Origin of the sequence: Lentzea guizhouensis, from assembly GCF_001701025.1 — a bacterium.
Classification (GTDB): domain Bacteria; phylum Actinomycetota; class Actinomycetes; order Mycobacteriales; family Pseudonocardiaceae; genus Lentzea; species Lentzea guizhouensis.
On sequence record NZ_CP016793.1, the window covers coordinates 4,931,874 to 4,951,489 of the forward strand.

Below are 19,616 nucleotides of genomic sequence, written 5' to 3' on the forward strand. Positions count from 1 at the left end.
GCGGGCCGGTCGCAGCCACCATTCCGATGCTAGTACGCTTCGAACGCTTGTTCGGAAGAGTGTGGCGTGAAGGCCCCGCCAACAGCAGCCGAAGGGACCCCAGTGGCAGACCGTCTTGTCGTTCGCGGCGCCCGCGAGCACAACCTGCGCAGCGTGGATCTCGACCTGCCGCGGGACAGCCTCATCGTCTTCACGGGGCTGTCCGGCTCCGGCAAGTCGAGCCTCGCGTTCGACACGATCTTCGCCGAGGGGCAGCGCCGCTACGTCGAGTCGCTGTCGGCGTACGCGCGCCAGTTCCTCGGGCAGATGGACAAGCCCGACGTCGACTTCATCGAGGGCCTCTCGCCCGCGGTGTCGATCGACCAGAAGTCCACGAGCCGCAACCCGCGCTCGACCGTGGGCACCATCACCGAGGTCTACGACTACCTGCGCCTGCTCTACGCCCGCGCCGGCAAGCCGCACTGCCCGCAGTGCGGTGAGGCGATCGGCAAGCAGACGCCGCAGGAGATCGTCGACCAGGTGCTCGCCATGGACCAGGGCACCAAGTTCCAGGTGCTCGCGCCGGTCATCCGCGGCCGCAAGGGCGAGTACCTCGACCTGTTCCAGAACCTCCAGTCGCAGGGCTACTCGCGCGCGAAGGTCGACGGCGTCGTCTACGCGCTCGGCGAGGTGCCCAAGCTCAAGAAGCAGGAGAAGCACCACATCGCCGTGGTGATCGACCGGCTCAGCGTCAAGGCGTCGTCCAAGCAGCGCCTGACCGACTCGGTGGAGACGGCGCTGCGCCTGGCCGACGGCCTGGTCGAGCTGGAGTTCGTCGACCTGCCGGAGACCGACCCGAAGCGGATCAGGGGCTTCTCGGAGAACCTGGCCTGCCCGAACGGCCACCCGCTCGCGATCGAGGACCTGGAGCCCCGGTCGTTCTCGTTCAACTCCCCGTACGGCGCGTGCGTGGTCTGCACCGGCATCGGCGTGCGCAAGGAGGTCGACCCGGAGCTGGTCGTGCCGGACGACGAGCTGTCGCTCGAGGACGGCGCCATCGCCCCGTGGGCCGGCGGGCAGACCGCGGAGTACTTCACGCGCCTGCTGCAGTCGCTCGGCGAGACCATCGGCTTCCGGATGGACCAGCAGTGGCGGCTGCTGCCCGCCAAGGTGCAGAAGGCGGTCCTGCACGGCATCGACGAGCAGGTGCACGTCCGCTACCGCAACCGCTACGGTCGCGAGCGCTCCTACTACGCCAACTACGAGGGCGTGATCCCGTTCCTCGAACGGCGCCAGGAGCAGACCGAGTCCGAGTACATGCGGGAGAAGTACGAGGGCTACATGCGCGAGGTCCCGTGCCCCGCGTGTGCCGGCACCAGGCTCAAGCCGGAGATCCTCGCCGTCACGCTGCACCACGGGAAAAAGGGCGACAAGTCCATCGCCGAGGTCTGCGCGATGAGCGTGGGCGAGTGCTCGGAGTTCCTCGACGGCCTGAAGCTCGGCAAGCGCGAGTCGATGATCGCGGGCGCGGTGCTCAAGGAGATCCAGGCGCGCCTGCACTTCCTGCTCGACGTCGGCCTCGACTACCTCTCGCTCGACCGCGCGTCCGGCACGCTGTCCGGCGGTGAGGCGCAGCGCATCCGGCTCGCCACCCAGATCGGCTCCGGCCTGGTCGGCGTGCTGTACGTGCTGGACGAGCCGTCGATCGGCCTGCACCAGCGCGACAACCACCGGTTGATCGAGACGCTGACCAGGCTGCGCGACCTCGGCAACACGCTGATCGTCGTCGAGCACGACGAGGACACGATCCGCACGTCCGACTGGGTCGTCGACATCGGCCCCGGCGCCGGCGAGCACGGCGGCAAGGTCGTGCACAGCGGCCCGTACAAGAAGCTGCTGACCAACAAGGACTCGATCACCGGCGCGTACCTGTCCGGCCGCAAGTCGATCCCGATGCCCGCGAAGCGCCGCAAGATCGACAAGAAGCGCCAGCTCACGGTCGTCGGCGCGCGCGAGCACAACCTGCGCGGCATCGACGTGTCGTTCCCGCTCGGCACGCTCACCTCCGTCACCGGGGTGTCCGGCTCCGGCAAGTCGACGCTGGTCAACGACATCCTCGCGACCGTGCTCGCGAACAAGCTCAACGGCGCGCGCCAGGTGCCCGGCAGGCACACCCGGATCAACGGCCTCAACGAGGTCGACAAGCTGGTGCGGGTCGACCAGTCGCCGATCGGCCGCACGCCCCGGTCGAACCCCGCCACCTACACCGGCGTGTTCGACCACGTGCGCAAGCTCTTCGCGGCCACGACCGAGGCGAAGGTCCGCGGCTACCAGCCGGGCCGGTTCTCGTTCAACGTCAAGGGCGGCCGCTGCGAGGCGTGCGCCGGCGACGGCACGATCAAGATCGAGATGAACTTCCTCCCGGACGTCTACGTCCCCTGCGAGGTGTGCAAGGGCGCGCGGTACAACCGCGAGACGCTCGAGGTGCACTACAAGGGCAAGACGATCTCCGAGGTCCTCGACATGCCGATCGAGGAGGCCGCGACGTTCTTCGAGCCGATCAACGCCATCCACCGCCACCTGCGGACGCTGGTCGACGTCGGTCTCGGGTACGTGCGGCTGGGCCAGCCGGCGCCGACGCTGTCCGGTGGTGAGGCGCAGCGCGTGAAGCTCGCCTCCGAGCTGCAGAAGCGGTCGACCGGCAAGACGGTCTACATCCTCGACGAGCCCACGACGGGCCTGCACTTCGAGGACATCCGCAAGCTCCTCGGCGTGATCAACGGCCTGGTGGACAAGGGCAACTCCGTCATCGTCATCGAGCACAACCTCGACGTCATCAAGACGTCCGACTGGATCGTCGACATGGGTCCCGAAGGAGGCTCCGGCGGCGGTATGGTCGTGGCAGAGGGCACACCCGAGCAGATCTCCGAGGTGAAGGAGAGCTACACGGGGCAGTTCCTGCTGCAGGTGCTCGGGAATGAGGAGGTGTCAGCAGCAGGGTGATGATCCCACTCGATGCGCTGGCCCACCGCGAGCGCGCCCTTGCGGCGTCGCGCGGCGTGCCCGTGGCGTACCCCTTCAGCCTCGTCGAGGCGCTCGACATGTCGGAGCAGGCACTCCGCCGTGTCGCGGCTGTCAGCTGGTTGCGAACCCTGGAACGGCTTCCTCACCTCGCCGACAAGTGAACCCGGACCGGCTCGCGCGGTGCTCGAACGCCGCTTGAGCCGGATTCCCGGGCAGGTGGAATCGGCCCTGTGATGTGACTTCCGCCGGGAGTCTGTCACTCGACCGAGCTATCCGGGATGATGTCGGCCGTGTCCCTCAACCGCTACCGGTTCCGCAGCGTGTGGCACGTCTGCGCGCCTCCGGCAGCCGTGTACGAGGTGCTGTCCGACATCGCGAACTACCCGCTGTGGTGGCACGAGATCCGGTCGGCGACGAAGATCGACGACGAGACCGGCGAGCTCCGGTGCCGTTCGTTCCTGCCCTTCGACCTCGTCGTGCGGGTGCGGCACAGCATCCGCAACCAGCAGGCGGGCTTGCTGCGCGCCACGCTGTCCGGTGACCTCGAGGGTTTCGCCAGCTGGGAGATCATCGGCCGCGACGGTGGCACGGACCTGGTGTTCGACCAGGAGGTCGTGGTCAACAAGGCGTTGCTGCGGCGGCTCGTGCTGATCGCCAAGCCGTTCCTCCGGGGCAACCACGACCTGATGATGCGCGGCGGCCTCAAGGGGTTGAAGCAGCAGCTGGAGATCAGGGCGGCGAGCCGGCCCGACACCGCCTGACCTCAGTACTGGCTCCAGATCTCCACGGCCATCCGCCCGTCGCTCGTCTGCGTGCACCTGAGCGGGGCCGCGACGTGGGCACCGCTCTCCTCGTAAGGCCATGAGCAAGACCATTCACCGGAGTCCCAGAACAAGCCCTGGCCCTGCGCCTGACCGGCGTCGATCGCTGCCCGGTAACGGCCCGCGATGTCCATGGCGGCCCCGCAGCCGAGCCAGCCGCCGCTGAGGTCCTGCACCCGTGGCGCGCGATCACGGCAGACGACCGGCTCCGCGCCGACGCAGTGGAAGGCCAGCTCCTTCCACACGTCCACGGGCACCTCACCGCACGGCATGTCCGTCTGCGCCCTCACGGCCTGCCACGCACCGTCCTTGAACTCGAAGAGGACCGGCATCTCGTTCGACTCGATGGTGGTCGAGCGCAGCTGACCGAACGCGTAGCGGTCCTGTGCGCACTTGATGTCCGCGAAGACCGTGCCGGGCTCCGGCCGGTACAGCGCCTTCAGCGCGTCTGGCGTCACCTGCTCACACGGTGACTTCGGCAGCACGACCTCCTGCGCCACCAACGACGCCGGGACCGACACCTCCTTCATCGTGGTGACCAGCTCAGCGGTGTCCTTCGTGAAACGGGTGGCGCGCGCCTCGGTCGCCTGAGCGATCGCGTTCAGCACCTTCGCCTGCTCGGGCGTCAGCTTGTGACCGACGAACCGGAAGTCGATCCGCACGCCCGCGCGTTCCGTGTGCTCCTTGATGATCGTACGAATCTCGTCGGCGTTCTTGCCGCACGCGTCGGCACCGCCCCGGGCCACCACGACGATCCGGTTGGTCTCACTGCCGCGGAACGGGTAGGTGCGCGCGAAGTCGTCGATCGCGGCGAGCACACCGCTGAGCAACGTGGGTTGGCCGGCCGGGGTGATGGCGCGGGCCGTGTCGCCGATGCGGGCGGCCTGGCCGGTGCCGGGCGTGACGAGCTCCTCGGTGTTCGGGGCGTCGCAGGTGCCGCCGAAACGGCGCAGGGCCAGGGCGTCGTCATCGGACATGTTCGAGGCGGCGGAACTCACGGCCTCGGCGACGTCGCGGAAGTCGGCGGACTCGGAGGAGTCGATGAGGAACGTGGTGCGGTGAGCGGGGGTGAGGAACCAGACCAGGCCGCCGCTGATCAGGCCCAGCACCACGACCACGGTGACTCCGACCGGCAACCAGCGCTTCATCCTGTTCCCCCAGGCCCCTTGGCGCGCAACGAGGTGAGCTCCTCGGTCATCTTCTGCGCCTCGGCGTTGTACGCGGCGGCGGCACGGGTGTAGACGTCGAGCGGTTCGCTCAGGTTCCGCCCCGAACGAGCCGTGTCGAGCAACGTCTCCGCCGCGGTGACCACCTCGGTCTGCAACGTGCGCGGCCGCACCGACATGTCCCGCAGCCGCACGGCCTCCGGTGCGCCGGTGCGGCCGTCGAGGTCCTCGATCTGCAGGTCGACGACGGCGCGGCGGGCCTCGGTCAGCGCGGCCTCCGCGAGGTCGAAACGGCCGTCCTCCACCGACTTCGTGGCCGAGTTGAGCTTCTCGACGGTCGGGTTGAGCACGCCGACGACCGACTGCGACGAGCGCAGCACCGGTTCGAGCGTGGTGAACCAGTGCAGCACCCGCCGCAGGTACTCCGGCGAGCTCGTGAACGTCGGCTCCGGCATCGAGAGCGTCGAAGCCAGCTCCTGCAGCGGTTCGTCGTCGCCGACCTGGTAGCCGATGAACCGGAACTCGATGCTCAGCCCGGCGGCGGTCACCCGGTCGCGGATCTGCGTGCGCACGAACTCGTCGTCGGGATCGCAGGCGTCGCGGCCGTGCCTGGTCACGACGATGATCCGGTTGACCTGCCTGGCGTTCAGCGACAACGGCGTGGTGAAGTCGTTGACCGCCTCCACGATCCCGCGTTGCAGGGTGGCTTTTGTGCCTTGCCGCAGGGACTTCGCGGCCTCGGCGATGTCCTGGCGGTTGCCGGTGCCGAACCCGACGAGCTGCGTGGTGTTGTCGTCGGAGCCGCACTCGCCGCCGAAGCTGCGCAACGACTGGGAGTCGTTGTCGCCGGCGTTGCCGACGACCGTGTCCAGTGCACCGACCACGCTCGCCAGGTCGCCCTCGGCGGCGTCGATCAGGAACGCCGTCTTGTAGATCGGCGCGAACGTCGGAACCACCCAGCGGAACACCACGAAACCGGACGCCACGACGAGCACGCCCACCAGCAGCACGACCAGCAACCGGCGCACGCTCCGAGGCAGCTGCACGAACGTGGTCCGCAGCTGCGCGTTGTCGCCGATGACGAAGTTCTTGGAGCGGTCGACGTTCACCGCGTACTTCGGAGGCTCAGCCGACTCGGTGGCCTTCGTGCTGTGTGCGCTTTCGATCGCACTCGACGCCGCTGGAGTGAGCCCTGCCGGACCGGTCCGTGCGGTGATGTCGGGTCTGATCGGATCCATCTGCCTCCCCTGGACCGGAGGATGGCGACGGGGAGGTTCGTCAGGTTTGGAATGAAAGCAAATCAGCCGTTGGCCGACAGATGACGCACCAATCGGCCCAGCTGCGCGGCGTACTTCTCGGCGAACTCCGGTGTCGCCGGGTCCTCGCCGGTGAGCTGGCGCGCGGTCTCCTGCAGCGTCAGCGGTGCCGCGGCCGCCGCCATCAGCGCGAGCAGGAGCATGTTCGGGTCGAGGTCGGCGGGGATCTCGCCGGTGCTCTGGCGGGCGCGGAACATCTCGGCCTGCGCCCTGAGGAACTCGCCGTCGACCGGCGGCATGTCGCCGGACAGGTTCGCCCACGCCCACAGCCGGCCCTGGTCGCGGTTGTGCGCGGTGGTCATCACGAACGCCGCGATCACCTCGTCGAGCGGCTGGTCGGGGCTCGCCATCGCCCTGCCCTCGGTGTGCCAGGACGTGGCGATCTCGCGGTACAGGCCTTCCTTGCCGCCGAAGTAGTACGAGATCAGCTGCTTGTTCACGCCCGCGCGCGCTGCGATGTCAGTGGTGCGGGTCGCCGCGTAGCCCTTCGCGCCGAACTCCGCCGCGGCCGCCTCCATGATGCGGGCCCGCGTGCGTTCCGGGTCGCGCTTGCGTTCCGCGGGGCTGGGCGAACGGCGTTGATCCACGGCGACACGGTAGCCCAACCTGCGTTTTCAACCGTCTGGTTGACTTAATCAACCGTGCGGTTGATAGTGGGCGGCATGAGGATCGCGATCGCGGGTGGGGGAATCGGCGGGCTGTGCCTGGCGCACGGGTTGCGCAAGGCCGGCATGGACGTGGAGGTGTACGAGCGCGAACGCTCACGCACGGACCGGTTGCAGGGCTATCGGGTGCACATCAACCCGCACGGCGCCGCGGCGTTGCGGGAGTGCTTGCCCGAGCGGAACTGGCAGCGCTTCGAACGCACGGCCGGGCGCACCGGCGGTGACGGGTTCGGGTTCCTGACCGAGCGGCTCACGCCGTTGCTGTTGCTGGACCCCAAGGTGGAGAACCACTACTCGGCCAGCCGGATCACGTTGCGGCAGGTGCTGCTCGACGGGCTGGACGTGCGGTTCGGCAAGCGGTTCGAGCGCTACGAGCAGGGCGACGACATCACGCTGCACTTCGCGGACGGCACGACGGCGTCCTGTGACGTGCTCGTCGGCGCGGACGGGATCCGGTCGCGGGTGCGCCGGCAGTACCTGCCGCACGGGGGCAGCGAGGACGTCGGCATCGCGGCGGTCGCGGGCAAGCTGTTCCTCGACGAGCACGACTGGGTGCCGGCGGAGCTGACCGTGCGGGCGAACACGGTCGTGCCGACCGGGCGAGCGGGGATGTTCCTGGCGGTGCACGACGGTCTGGGCGTCACCGATGCCGAGGGGTTGTTGTTCGACAACGAGCGGCCGTACCTGATGTGGGCGTTCGCGGCCGCGGACCTGACCGTCCACGACGGACTCGACCTGCGCGCCGAGGTGCTGCGGCGGATCGCGCGGTGGAGTCCCGACCTGCGGCGGGTGGTCGCGGAGTCGCCGCGGGAGACGATCTCGCAGTGGCACATCAGGTCGGCGCGGGTGATCGACAGGTGGACGCCGTCGCGGGTCACCGTGCTCGGTGACGCCGTGCACGCCATGACACCGATGCGCGGGGTCGGCGCCAACGTCGCGTTGCGGGACGCGCAGCTGCTGACACGGGAACTTGCTCAGGGAGGTGATCCGGTGGCGGCGATCGGGCGGTACGAAGCCGAGATGTACGACTACGGGTTCGCGGCCGTGCGCGACTCGTTGCGGGCGGCCAGGCAGTTCGCCGACGGCGGCCCGGTGGCGCGGACGGTGTTCAAGACCGTGCTGCGGACCGCGAGCGCCGTACCTGCGCTGAAGCGGGCGATGTTCGCCGGGTAGAAATTCTTCAAGATCTTTGTGAACCGCACCTGGCGGCCCTGCGTGTGGATGGTGTTGGAGGGCACGAACCAGGAGGTTCACCATGACACGCCTCGCGGTCTTCGCGGCGGTGACCGGGCTGTTCGCGCTGACGGCCTGCGGTTCGACCACGACCACGCAGAGCCGGCCGGTGGCGCAGGAGTCCGCGGTGGCGGTCAAGGTCGCCGAGATCGCCGAGCTCGGGTCCGTCGTGACCGACGCCAAGGGCCTCACGCTCTACCGGTTCGGCAAGGACACGCCCGGAGTGTCCACCTGCGACGGTGAGTGTGCCGCGGCCTGGCCTCCCGCAACGGTGTCCAGCGAGGACTTCGCCGTCGAGGGGGTCGCGCAGGAGCTCGTCGGGTCGATCGTGCGCGGGGACGGGTCCCGGCAGCTGACGATCGGCGGGATGCCGCAGTACCGGTTCGCCAAGGACACCAGGCCCGGCGAGACCAAGGGCCAGGGGCTGCAGGGACAGTGGTTCGCGACCGGCTCCGACGGTGCCGCGACGGTGCTGGCCGCCCGCACCGGTGTCGTGACCGGGCTCGGCGCGGTGCTGACCAACGCCGCGGGCCTCACGCTGTACCGGTTCGACGGCGACACCGCGCAGCCACCGGCGTCCACCTGCGACGGCGGCTGTGCCGAGAACTGGCCACCGGTGCTCGTCGAGGGGTCGGCGCCGCGGGTCAAGGGAGTCGACGCGAAGCTGCTCGGCACCGTCGCGCGCAAGGACGGCAAGAAGCAGCTGACCGTGGCCGGGTGGCCGCAGTACACGTTCACGAACGACGCCAAGCCCGGTGAGGCCAAGGGCGTGACGGTCGCGAAGTGGTTCGCCACCGCCGTCGACGGCAAGAAGGCCCAGCAGAACAAGGCGATCGCGCTCACCAGCGCGACGGTCGCGGACCTCGGCGTCATCGCCACCGACAAAGACGGCATGACGCTCTACCGGTTCGACGACGACTCCGCCGACCCGCCCACCAGCAACTGCACCGGTGGGTGCGCGGAGCAGTGGCCGCCCGCCTTCGTCGACGAGGGGTTCCAGGTGCAGGGCGTGGACTCCGCACTCGTCGGGACGATCGAGCGGGACGGGAAGAAGCAGCTCACCGTCGCGGGGTGGCCGCAGTACCTCTACGCAGGGGACGAGGTCTGCGGTGATGCCAACGGGCAGGGCGTTGGCGGGAAGTGGTGGGCCACCAAGGCCGACGGATCGCGCGCCGGCCGATAAGGGGAGAGAGGAGCCCCGGCGGGAACGTTCCCGCCGGGGCTTTTCCCTATCGCAGACGAAGCAGGACGGCCTGTTCCGGTTCCAGCACGGGGAGCTGGATCCCGATCTCGGACAGCACCGAACCGGGCAGCTCCACCGGCGTCCACGGCGCCGGTTGCCGTTGTGTCAGGCCGGGCCACCCGGCGGGGGCGTCGAACGAGAGCCGGTACGTCCTGGCGGGGTCGAGTCCCGGCAGCCGCACCCGGCGCGGCTTGTTCTGCGTCGACGTCGTGAGCTGCACGTAGCCGAAGAGTGCCTCGGACCGGTCCGCGGCGACGATCCCGTGCACCCAGGCCGCGGGGTCCGGGTGGTCGGAGTGCACGACGACACCGCTGTGCAGCAACGACCGCACGTCCTTGTAGTACTCGATCGCGGCCTGCAGCCCCGCGCGTTCGGAGTCGGTCGCCGAGTTGATGTCCCACTCGATGCCGAAATGCCCGAACATCGCCGTGGCCACCCGGAACGACAGGTCGTGCACGCGTCCGGTGGTGTGCGACTTCGTGGGGCCGACGTGCGCGCCCATCAGCTCCGGCGGCAGGAACACACCGGTCCACCGCTGGATCAGCTGGCGCTCCAGGGCGTCGTTGCAGTCCGAGGTCCACACGCGGTCGGTCCGGGCGAGCACCCCCAGGTCGATCCGCCCGCCGCCGGACGAGCAGCTCTCGATCTCCACGTGCGGGTGCCGCAGCCTCAGCTCGTCCAGCAACCGGTAGAACGCGGCGGTCTGCTCGTGCACGCGGGAGCCGATCAGGTCGCGGTTGTGGTCCCACTTCACGAACGCGATGTCGTTGTCCGCCAACACCGAGGACACGCGGTCGAGGATGTACGCGTAGGCCTCGGGGTGCGCGATGTTCAGCACCTGCTGGTTGCGCGACGGCGGCGGCAGCACGCCGGGACGTGGCCCGAGCACCCAGTCGGGGTGGGCGCGGTAGAGGTCGGAGTCGGTGTTGATCATCTCCGGTTCGAACCAGAGCCCGAACTCCATGCCGAGCGCGCGGACGTGCTTGATCAACGGGGTCAGCCCGTCCGGCCACACCGTCTCGTCGACGAACCAGTCACCGAGCCCGGCGGAGTCGTCACGGCGGTGCCGGAACCAGCCGTCGTCGAGCACGAACCGCTCCACGCCCATGGCCGCGGCGGTGTCGGCGAGCGAGGTCAGCCGCGCCAGGTCGTGGTCGAAGTACACGGCTTCCCAGGTGTTCAGCACGACCGGGCGGGGACGCTGCGGCCGTTCCCGCAGCTGCCGGTGGAAGGCGGCGCTGATGCCGTCGATGCCGGCGGGTGAGTACGCCGCGTACAGCCACGGCGTCTCGTGCTCCTGGCCGGGTTCCAGCGTGATCTCGCCCGGCAGCAGCAGCTCGCCGCCACCCAGCACGGGCATGCCGTCGACCGGGTTCTCCGCGTACGTCACGTGGTTGCCGCTCCACGCCACGTGCAGCGCCCACACCTCACCGGTGCGGAACGAGAACCCCGGCGTCCCCGCCAGCAGGCCGATGGTCGCGTCGTGCCCGGTGCGCCCGCGCCGGCTCTCCCGCGCCCACGTGCCGTAGTTGAACGCCTGCCGCTGCGGTGCGCGCTCACGGCTCCAGCGGCCGGTGAAGTCGAGCAGCTCGGTGGCGTGCGAGGGGACGGGCAGCGCGGTTTCCAGGCCCTCCAAGGAGTACGGCGTCTCGCCGTCGTTGCGGACGACGTGCCGCACGCGGAGCATGCCGGACTCCAGCAGCTCGACGGTGCCGGTCACGGTGAGCTGCGCGGCCTCGTCGGAGGCGACGTAGCGGAAGATCGAGCCGTCCTCGCCGGAGAACGAGGTGACCCGCAACGAGGGCGCGAAGTGCGCACCGGCGCGGTGGCCGCGCAGGCCGGGGCGACCGGAGTACCCGGCGCCCGCGTCGGGCAGCAGCGCGAGCGGGACCGGCACGTCCGGCGCGTTGTTCGGGTTGGTCCACGAGACGACGTCGACCAGGCCGCGCAGTGCGGCCTGGTCGACGTTGCCGAGCGTTCGCCCCCAGTGCGCCACGACCGGCAGGCTCGTGCCCTCGACCGTGATGACGACGCTGGAGGTGTCGTCGTGCAGGTGCACGACCTCGGTGTTGCTCATGCGGGCCCCGTTCACATCAAACACAAATGAACATTGTGCCGATCCTCAGATCCCGTGTCCCGGCTTGTCAAGCGTTTGAATCTGTTCGGTTGTGTCTTAGCCCGTGCAGTTCGGAGCCTGCTTGTAGGCCTCGTCCAGGACGGGGTGGGCGTCGCGCAGCTCGCCCAGGCCAGGGCCCTCCGGTTTCCACGACACGACCTCGACGCCGGCGAGCAGCGCGGGAGCGTCGATGCCCTGCGGCGGGAACCTCCGCACGTTGTCCAGGTACTCCTGCAGCTTCGGCACGAGCTCGCCCAAGCCCTTGCGGCGCCCGGCGACCAGCTCGTCGCCGCGCGGGACCGGCGACGGACCGACGGCGTCGTAGGCGGCCTTGGCCTGCGCGTGCATGTCGAGCAGCTTGGTGACGTACGCGATCACGGCTGGCCGGTCGGCTTCCACCGGTTGCTGTCCCTGGGCGAACTTCGGCCCCATCGCGACCACGGCGCTGACCGTGAGGGTCGGCTTGCCGGCGGCGCAGACCTGGTCCACCCAGGCGAGCACGGCGGCCTTGTCCGGCGCGGCCGACGACGGGGGAGACGAGACCGGCGGTGGCGAGGAGCACCCCGCCACCGCCGCGACCACGAGCACGCAGATCAGGTTTCGGTGCACACGGTCAGACAACCAGACTGAGCAGCGCGGCCACCACGAAACCGACCACCGACAGGATCGTCTCCAGCACGGTCCACGACTGCAGCGTCTCCTTCACCGACAGCCCGAAGTACCGCGACACGATCCAGAACCCGCCGTCGTTGACGTGCGAGGCGATGATCGAACCGGACGCGATGGCCATGACGACCAGCGCGAGCTGCGGCTGCGAGTAGTCCAGGTCCGCCAGCACCGGTGCCACGATGCCCGCGGTCGTCACGATCGCGACCGTCGCGGAACCCTGGGCGATGCGGATGACGCAGCTGATCACGTACGACAGCGCGATCACCGGGAGACCGATGCCGGCCAGCTCGTTCGCGAGGGTCTTGCCGATGCCCGTCGCGGCCAGCACGGCACCGAAGAACCCACCGGCACCGACCACGAGCAGGATCATCGCGACCGGCTTCAGCGAGGCGGCGGACATCTCCGCGACCTTCTCGCGGGTCATGCCGCGCCGGAAACCCAGCAGCCAGAACGCGAGCAGCACCGAGATCGTCAGCGCCACCGCGGGCGTGCCGAAGAACGTCGCCACCGAGTACAGGCGCGTTCCCTTGGTCAGCAGGATCGAGCCGAAGGTGCCGGCGAGGATCAGCACCAGGGGCAGGCCGATGATCGCGAGCACCAGGCCCAGCGGTGGTGGCTTCTCGTCCGAGCCGTTCTCCGACCGCGCCAGCTCGGCCGCCGCCAGCATCTCCTCCGGCACCGGGACGTTGATGCGCTTGCCGATCCAGTACGAGTAGAAGACACCGCCGACGAGCCAGGACGGGAGCGCCACGGCGAGACCCATGATGATGATCCAGCCGAGCGACACGCCCAGCAGACCGGCCGCCGCCACCGGTCCGGGGTGCGGCGGCATGAACGCGTGCATGACCGACAGGCCCGCGAGCAACGGCATGCTGAACAGCACGATCGACTTGCCGCTGCGCTTGGCCGCCACGTACACCAGCGGCGCCAGCACGAAGATGCCGATGTCGAAGAAGACCGGCACACCGAAGATCAGACCGGCCAGGCCGATCGCGACCGGCGCGCGCTTCTCGCCGAACGTGCTCATCAGCTTGTCCATCAGCACCTGCGCGCCGCCGGACGCCTCGAGGATCGCGCCCAGCAGCGTGCCGAGACCGATGATCGCGGCGATGTGGCCGAGGATGCCGCCGAAGCCCTTCTCCAGCAACGAGTCCGAGGCCTTCTGCGCTGACCCGACCAGCTGCTCCGTCGGCACGCCTGCGGCCAGCGCCACCAGCAGGGCGACGACGATCAGCGCGATGAACGGCTCGACCTTGAACTTGATGATCAGCAGGAGCAGCACCGCGATGCTGACCACCGCCAGGGTCAGCAGACCCGGTGTTGAGTGTTGCAACCAGTCGATCACGGGCGGCTCCTGAGTGAATGGCCTGGCAATGCGCCGGTGGCGGTTCCGTCGTCGATCACCGGCACCCCGTTGCAGAACACGAACGGGATGCCGGTGGCCTGCTGGCGAGGCTGGTCGAAGGTCGCCGTGTCGGCGATCGCGGCAGCGTCGAACAGCACCAGGTCGGCCGCGAAACCCTCGCGGACCAGACCCCGGTCGGTGAGCCGCAAACGCTTGGCGGCACGGCCGGTGAGGTGCTCGACGCACTCCTCCAGGCTCAGCACGCCCAGCTCGCGGACGTAGCGCGCGAAGTAGCGGGGGAACGTGCCCCACGCGCGCGGGTGGGGGCGGTCGCCGACGAGCAGGCCGTCGCTGCCGCCGGTGTGCGCCGGGTGCTTCATGATCGCCTGCACGTTCTCCTCGTGCCCGACGTGCATGAGGCAGGAGGTACCCAGGCGTTCGTCGACCAGCACGTCGAAGTACAGGTCGGCCGGGTTGCGCCCGAGCCGTGCCGCGGACTGCAGGACGCTGGAGCCGACCAGGTGCGCGTTGTGGTCGTTGCGGACACCGTTGATCTCGATGGAGTCCCAGTCGACCGGCACGCCGTGGCAGCCGTCCGAGCCGATCTCCTCGATCTCCTCGCGGATGCGTTCGCGGATGTCCACATCGGACAACCTTGCCAGTGCGCTGTCCGGTCCGCCCTCCGTCGCCCAGGACGGGAGCAGCGCGGACAGGTAGGTCGCGCCCGGCAGGTACGGGTAGGTGTCCAGCGAGATGTCGGCGCCTCCGGCGATGGCGTCGTCCAGCAACGCCAGCAGCTCCGGCGCCTTGCCCTTGTTCACCGGGAAGTTCATCGTGGCGTGCGCGAGGTGCAACGGGCAGCCGGAGCGCTTCGAGACGTCCACCATCTCGGCGTACGCCTCCAGCGCGCCCGCGCCGTAGCTGCGGTGGTGCGGGCTGTAGAAACCGCCGTAGTTCCCGACGACCTCGCAGAGCTGGACCAGTTCGGACGTGTCCGCGTACATGCCGGGCGTGTAGGTGAGCCCGGAGGACATGCCGAAAGCGCCCTCCACCAACGACTTCGCGAGCTTGTTCTTCATGACGAGCATCTCGGCCTCGGTCGCGGGCCGGTCGTCCCAGCCGACGGCGAGCATCCGGAGCGTCCCCTGCGGCACCAGGTAGGCGGCGTTGACCGCGATGCCCTGGTCGAGCCGGTCGAGGTACTGACCGACCGAGCGCCAGTTCCAGTCGAAGCCCGGCGGGTCGTCGTTCCAGCCGGCGAGCTGGCCGCGCAGCGTCGCGAGCACCTCGTCGTTCACCGGCGCGTACGACAGGCCGTCCTGGCCCAGCACCTCGGTCGTGACCCCCTGCGAGACCTTCGCCAGGTGGTCCGGCTCGGCGAGGATCCGCAGGTCCGAGTGCGAGTGCATGTCGATGAAGCCCGGCGCGAGCACCAGCCCGTCCGCGTCGATCGACCGGGTGGCCGAGATCCCGTCACCGATCGACGAGATGACGCCGTCCTTGATCCCCACGTCCGCCCGGTAGGCGGGGGAACCCGTGCCGTCAGCGATCAGTGGTCCGCGCAGGACGACGTCGTCCATCGGGGCACTCCTGTCTAGAAGTAGGTGCGAATCAGGTCGACGACGGTCGTGCCCTCGACGACCGGGATGAGCTGCCACTTGTCGAACACCGTGCAGGGGTGCGACAGGCCGAGGCCGATCCAGTCGCCGACCCTGACCGTGGCCTCCGGGCCGAGCTTCAGGAACGCGTGCTGGTCGTTCAGCGCGGTCACCTCCGCCTGGGCCAGCGGGGCGACCGCGCCGTCGCGGCGGCGGAGGAGCTGCGGCTCCGGCAGGCCCTCGTCGAACGACGCGTCGCGCTTGCCGATCGTGAGCAGCGCCAGGTCGCGCTGCGGCCGTGAGGTGACCTGGGCCCAGGCGCGCAGGGCCGACTTGAACGGCTGCACGCCGTCGATCCGGGCGAACGGCGAGATGCCGCGGTAGAAGCCGTCGTCGTGCGTGATGTACGCGCCGCTGCGCAGCACCGGGGTGACCGCCATCGGCCACGGCCGGGTGAGCTGCGCGGCGACCTGGTCGAAGTACGCGCTGCCACCGGCGGTGACGATCACCTCGTCCAGCTCGTCGAACAGGCCCGCGTCGGCGAGCCGGGTCGTGAGCGTGCGCAGGTCGGTCAGGTAGCGGTCCACCACGGACTGCGAGGACTCCGACGCGTCGTGGGCGAGCGCGCCCTCGTACCCGCCGGCGCCGACCAGCCGCAGCGCCGGGCTCTGGCCGACCGCCCGTGCCACGGCCAGCGCCGTCTCGAGGTCCCGCGCACCGGTGCGGCCGCCGGGTGCGCCCAGCTCGACCAGCACGTCGACCGGCCGGGAGGGGTTCAGCTCCTGCAGCGTCTCGCTCATCAGCGCGACGCCGGCCTCGGAGTCGACCCAGCAGCTGAACTCGAACCGCGGGTCGGCGTCCAGCTCGGCGACCAGCCAGCGCAGCCCGGCCGGGTCGAGCAGCTGGTTCGCCAGCAGGACCCGTTGCACGCCGAACGCCCGGTAGACGCGCAGCTGGGAGGCGTTCGCCGCGGTCAGGCCCCAGACGCCGTGCTCGATCTGGCGCCGGAAGAGCTGTGGCGCCATCGTCGTCTTGCCGTGCGGGGCGAGCTTCACGCCGTGGTTGTCGCACCACGTGGCCATCGTTGTCAGGTTGTGCGTCAACGCGTCCGCGTCCAGCACGACCAGCGGGCCGACGAACTCGTCGGCGAACAGGTCGAGCCGCCGGTCCGCGACCTCGCCGATCGTCGAGCCGAAGACGCTCGACGGCAGGCCCTTGAACCGCCAGTCGATGCGTTCGGACCGGATGTCGGCGACCGCGGAGAGGTTCATCTCCGTCAGTTGTTGCATATTTTGCAACTCCCATTGCGCGATGTGATGCTGGAGTGTGTAGCATTCGGGTGCGCCGCCGTCAACGAACACCTCTGGAGCACGCATGCGGTTCGAACACGTTGGCGGTGTCGTGTGTCTCGGCGAGACCATGGTGATGATGGTTCCGGCTGAACCCGGTCCCGTGCACCTGGTGCGCACCTGGCACCGCGCCATCGGCGGGGCCGAGTCCAACGTCGCCTGCCACCTGTCGCGCCTCGGCGTCTCCTCGTCGTGGGTGAGCGCGGTCGGCGACGACTCGTTCGGCCTCGCGGTGCTGGACACCGTGAGCGGGTTCGGCGTCGACGTCTCCGGTGTGCGGATCGACCCGACCAGGCCGACCGGGCTGTACGTCAAGGAGGCCTCGCCGCACGGGAGCCCGGTGCGGTACTACCGGCGCGGGTCGGCGGCGTCGGGCATGGGGCTGGAGATGATCGACCGGCTGGGGCTGGGCGAGGTGAGGCTCGTGCACCTCAGCGGGATCACCGCGGCGTTGTCCGACTCGTGCCTGGCGATGATGCGGGAGCTGCTGCGCAGGCCGCGGCACGGGTACCGGATCTCGTTCGACCTGAACTGGCGACCGGCGCTGTGGGCCGACCGCGACCCGCGGGTGCTGCGCGAGCTCGCCGACATGGCCGACGTCGTGCTGGCCGGTGCGGACGAGGCCGAGCTGGTGTGGGGCACGGGCGACCCGGCGCGGCTGCGCACGTTGCTGCCCGGCCCGAAGTCGCTCGTGGTGAAGCAGGGATCGGACGGCGCGACGCTGCTGGAGGAGTCGGACTCGTGGTTCGAGCCGGCGTTGCAGGTGCAGGTCGTGGAACCGGTCGGCGCCGGTGACGCGTTCGCGGCGGGCTTCCTGGCGGCGACGCTGGCGGGTGAGCCGGCCCCGGTGCGGCTGCGGGCGGGACACCTGCAGGCGGCCTCCGCTTTGCTGACTGCGGAGGACGTCGGCGATCCTTTGCCGGCCGACGTGACGTCACGCCTGCTGCACGCCGATCCGCAGACCTGGGCCGCCGCCCGCCTGGAGGTGTAGATGAGCCAGAGCCTCGACCGCGCGCTCACACTCGTGAGCCAGCTCGCGACGGGCCCGAAGACGCTGGACGAGCTGTCCGGCGTGATCGGCGTGCACAAGTCGACGACGCTGCGGCTGCTGCGGACCCTGGAGACGCACCGGTTCGTCCAGCGCGACGGCGTGCACCACTACCGGCTCGGCACGGCGTTGTTCGACCTCGCCAACCGCGCCCTGGAGGAACGCGACGTGCGCCGCGCCGCCGAACCCGCGTTGCGCGAGCTGAACTCCAAGCTGGGCTACACGATCCACCTCGCGTCCTATGAGGACGGTGAGGTCATCTACATCGACAAGTACGAGTCCTCGCACCCGATGCGCATGTACTCCCGCATCGGCCGCCGCGCCCCGCTGCACTGCACGGCCGTCGCGAAGATCCTGCTGTCCGACCTGCCGCCGGCCACGTTGCAGAAGGTGCTGGCCGGGATGGAGTTCCCGCGCCTGACCGCGAACACCATCACCGGCCCCGCCGCCTACCTGGCCGAGCTCGACCGCGTGCGCGCCACCGGGTACGCCGTCGACAACGCCGAGCACGAGGACTTCATCCACTGCATCGGCGCGCCGATCAAGGGTTCGCGCGGCGAGGTCCTCGCCGCGGTGTCCATGTCGGTGCCCAAGGTGCTGCTCGACTTCGACGGGCTGCTCGCGCACCTGCCAGACCTGCTCGCCACCGCAGAAGCCGCGTCCGTCGAATGCGGTTACGTTCCGAGGTAAGGGGAAAGCACGTTGTCCAAGGTTGAGATCAAGACTGCCGACGCGCCGCAGCCGGTCGCGCGGTTCTCGCAGGGTGTGCGCAAGGGCAACATCCTGCAGGTGGCGGGCCAGGTCGCGTTCGACCCGTCGACCGGAGAGATCGTCGGGTCCACGGTCGCCGAGCAGACGCGGCAGACGTTCGCGAACCTCAACGCGGTGCTGGCCGCGGGGGGCGCGTCGATCGACGACGTGGTGATGATCCGCGTGTACCTCACCGACACCGCGCACTTCGCGGAGCTGAACGAGGTGTACGGCGAGTTCGTGACGGACCCGGCTCCGGCGCGGACGACGGTGTACGTCGGGCTGCCGGCCGGGCTGCTGGTGGAGATCGACGCGCTCGCGGTCGTGGACTGAGCGCGGGGCTTTCGCGGGGCGTGCCTTCCGGGGTGCGCCCCGCTTCTCGTTGCGGGAGAAGCAAGCCCGCTGGACCACTTGGGGCAACCGGCGCGCTGAGCAGGACGGACGGAGTGGTGTGACTCCTGTCGCTTCTCAGGAACGGGACGTGATCATCGACGCTCAATCGGTCACGTGGCAGCATCCGCCCCATGAAGTGGTACGCGGACAGACCGATCAGGCTCACGCGTCAGGTGGTGGCGGACCTGCTCGCCGTCGGGTGGGTGGCGCTCTGGATCTGGGTGGCCACCACGGTCCACGACTGGGTGCTCGAGCTGCGGGCGCCGGGGGACGGGCTCGTCAGCGCGGGCGGCAGCATCCGGGACGTCTTCACCAACGCCGCGGACAAGGCCCGGGACGTGCCGCTGGTGGGCGACGACCTGTCCGGGGCGCTGGGCAACGGGACCAAGGCCGGCGAGACCCTGACGAGTGCGGGCAACGCGCAGATCGGCGTCGTCGAGGACTCGGCGTTCTGGCTCGCCGCGGCGCTGGTCGTGATCCCGGTGCTGTTCCTGTTGGTCACGTGGTTGCCGGTCAGGCTCCGCTACGCGCGCAAGGCGGCGGGGATCGAGAAGCTGCGCGACAAGCCGGACCTGCTCGCGCTGCGGGCGCTCACCAGCCTGTCGCCGCGGCAGCTCGCGAAGTTCGACGGCGACCCGGCGGTGGCGTGGCGGACGGGCGACACCGACGTGATCGACGAGCTGGCCCGCCGTGAGCTCGCGGCGCTGGGGGTGCGGGCATGACCGTGATCGCGGTGATCGCCGCCGTGGTGTCGCTGTGCTCGGTGGCGGTGGCCTTGTGGCAGGCGCGTGAGGCGAAGAACGCGCAAAGTGCCGCGCGGGCGGCGCAGGAGGAGGCCGCGGCGGCGCGCAAGGCGGTCGAGCAGGCCACCGCGAGTGCGTTGCAGGCCAAGACGGCGGTC

17 protein-coding genes are annotated in these 19,616 nt (G+C 69.8%); 9 read left to right on the top strand and 8 right to left on the bottom strand.

Annotated elements, in window-relative coordinates:
• Positions 1 to 102 precede the first annotated feature (102 nt).
• The 3 genes from uvrA to BBK82_RS24420 all read left to right on the top strand — a co-directional run bounded on the left by uvrA (position 103) and on the right by BBK82_RS24420 (position 3,764).
• Complete coding sequence (gene uvrA, locus BBK82_RS24410; protein ID WP_065917084.1) at positions 103 to 2,982, top strand: excinuclease ABC subunit UvrA; 2,880 nt, start codon at positions 103 to 105, stop codon at positions 2,980 to 2,982.
• The gene (locus tag BBK82_RS24415) at positions 2,982 to 3,164 is read left to right on the top strand and encodes a hypothetical protein (protein ID WP_154697468.1); all 183 of its coding nucleotides are present in this window, start codon (positions 2,982 to 2,984) and stop codon (positions 3,162 to 3,164) included. The genes uvrA and BBK82_RS24415 overlap by 1 nt, the downstream gene beginning before the upstream one ends.
• Positions 3,165 to 3,293: 129 nt before the next feature.
• The gene (locus tag BBK82_RS24420) at positions 3,294 to 3,764 is read left to right on the top strand and encodes an SRPBCC family protein (RefSeq protein WP_154697469.1); all 471 of its coding nucleotides are present in this window, start codon (positions 3,294 to 3,296) and stop codon (positions 3,762 to 3,764) included.
• A gap of 2 nt (positions 3,765 to 3,766) precedes the next feature.
• Here BBK82_RS24420 and BBK82_RS24425 read toward each other — a convergent pair whose 3' ends face one another.
• The 3 genes from BBK82_RS24425 to BBK82_RS24435 form a co-directional block, all read right to left on the bottom strand.
• The gene (locus BBK82_RS24425) at positions 3,767 to 4,972 is read right to left on the bottom strand and encodes a vWA domain-containing protein (protein ID WP_065917086.1); all 1,206 of its coding nucleotides are present in this window, start codon (positions 4,970 to 4,972) and stop codon (positions 3,767 to 3,769) included.
• Positions 4,969 to 6,228 carry a hypothetical protein gene (locus tag BBK82_RS50475; protein ID WP_065917087.1) on the bottom strand — a complete coding sequence of 420 codons (1,260 nt, stop codon included), beginning with the start codon at positions 6,226 to 6,228 and terminating at the stop codon, positions 4,969 to 4,971. Before BBK82_RS50475 ends, BBK82_RS24425 begins: the two co-directional genes overlap by 4 nt.
• Before the next feature lie 62 nt (positions 6,229 to 6,290).
• Positions 6,291 to 6,893: a TetR/AcrR family transcriptional regulator gene (locus tag BBK82_RS24435; RefSeq protein WP_065921320.1), complete on the bottom strand. Its 603-nt coding sequence runs from the start codon at positions 6,891 to 6,893 to the stop codon at positions 6,291 to 6,293.
• 75 nt (positions 6,894 to 6,968) lie between these two features.
• On the opposite strand from BBK82_RS24435, the gene BBK82_RS24440 reads away from it, so the two are divergent.
• Positions 6,969 to 8,144 carry an FAD-dependent oxidoreductase gene (locus tag BBK82_RS24440; RefSeq protein WP_065917088.1) on the top strand — a complete coding sequence of 392 codons (1,176 nt, stop codon included), beginning with the start codon at positions 6,969 to 6,971 and terminating at the stop codon, positions 8,142 to 8,144.
• Between the two features lie 82 nt (positions 8,145 to 8,226).
• The gene (locus BBK82_RS24445; protein ID WP_065917089.1) at positions 8,227 to 9,387 is read left to right on the top strand and encodes a hypothetical protein; all 1,161 of its coding nucleotides are present in this window, start codon (positions 8,227 to 8,229) and stop codon (positions 9,385 to 9,387) included.
• Positions 9,388 to 9,433: 46 nt separating this feature from the next.
• On the opposite strand, the gene BBK82_RS24450 is transcribed toward BBK82_RS24445, so the two are convergent.
• The 5 genes from BBK82_RS24450 to BBK82_RS24470 all read right to left on the bottom strand — a co-directional run bounded on the left by BBK82_RS24450 (position 9,434) and on the right by BBK82_RS24470 (position 16,464).
• Positions 9,434 to 11,524: an alpha-galactosidase gene (locus BBK82_RS24450; RefSeq protein ID WP_065917090.1), complete on the bottom strand. Its 2,091-nt coding sequence runs from the start codon at positions 11,522 to 11,524 to the stop codon at positions 9,434 to 9,436.
• A gap of 96 nt (positions 11,525 to 11,620) precedes the next feature.
• A complete protein-coding gene (locus BBK82_RS24455; protein ID WP_065917091.1) occupies positions 11,621 to 12,172 on the bottom strand; it encodes a hypothetical protein in 552 nt (183 codons plus the stop codon).
• A gap of 4 nt (positions 12,173 to 12,176) precedes the next feature.
• Complete coding sequence (locus BBK82_RS24460) at positions 12,177 to 13,577, bottom strand: GntP family permease (RefSeq protein WP_065917092.1); 1,401 nt, start codon at positions 13,575 to 13,577, stop codon at positions 12,177 to 12,179.
• Positions 13,574 to 15,157, bottom strand: a complete 1,584-nt coding sequence (locus BBK82_RS24465) for an N-acyl-D-amino-acid deacylase family protein (protein ID WP_065917093.1) — start codon at positions 15,155 to 15,157, stop codon at positions 13,574 to 13,576. Before BBK82_RS24465 ends, BBK82_RS24460 begins: the two co-directional genes overlap by 4 nt.
• A gap of 14 nt (positions 15,158 to 15,171) precedes the next feature.
• Entirely contained in the window at positions 15,172 to 16,464 is a 1,293-nt protein-coding gene (locus BBK82_RS24470; RefSeq protein WP_065917094.1) for an amino acid deaminase, read from the bottom strand.
• A gap of 85 nt (positions 16,465 to 16,549) precedes the next feature.
• Here BBK82_RS24470 and BBK82_RS24475 point away from each other — a divergent pair, with 85 nt between their 5' ends.
• The 4 genes from BBK82_RS24475 to BBK82_RS24490 all read left to right on the top strand — a co-directional run bounded on the left by BBK82_RS24475 (position 16,550) and on the right by BBK82_RS24490 (position 19,437).
• Complete coding sequence (locus tag BBK82_RS24475; RefSeq protein ID WP_065917095.1) at positions 16,550 to 17,515, top strand: sugar kinase; 966 nt, start codon at positions 16,550 to 16,552, stop codon at positions 17,513 to 17,515.
• Positions 17,516 to 18,262 carry an IclR family transcriptional regulator gene (locus BBK82_RS24480; protein ID WP_065917096.1) on the top strand — a complete coding sequence of 249 codons (747 nt, stop codon included), beginning with the start codon at positions 17,516 to 17,518 and terminating at the stop codon, positions 18,260 to 18,262.
• A gap of 12 nt (positions 18,263 to 18,274) precedes the next feature.
• Positions 18,275 to 18,655, top strand: coding sequence for a RidA family protein (locus tag BBK82_RS24485; protein ID WP_065917097.1), 381 nt, complete (start codon positions 18,275 to 18,277; stop codon positions 18,653 to 18,655).
• A gap of 191 nt (positions 18,656 to 18,846) precedes the next feature.
• Positions 18,847 to 19,437: a hypothetical protein gene (locus tag BBK82_RS24490; protein ID WP_065917098.1), complete on the top strand. Its 591-nt coding sequence runs from the start codon at positions 18,847 to 18,849 to the stop codon at positions 19,435 to 19,437.
• Positions 19,438 to 19,616 lie beyond the last annotated feature (179 nt).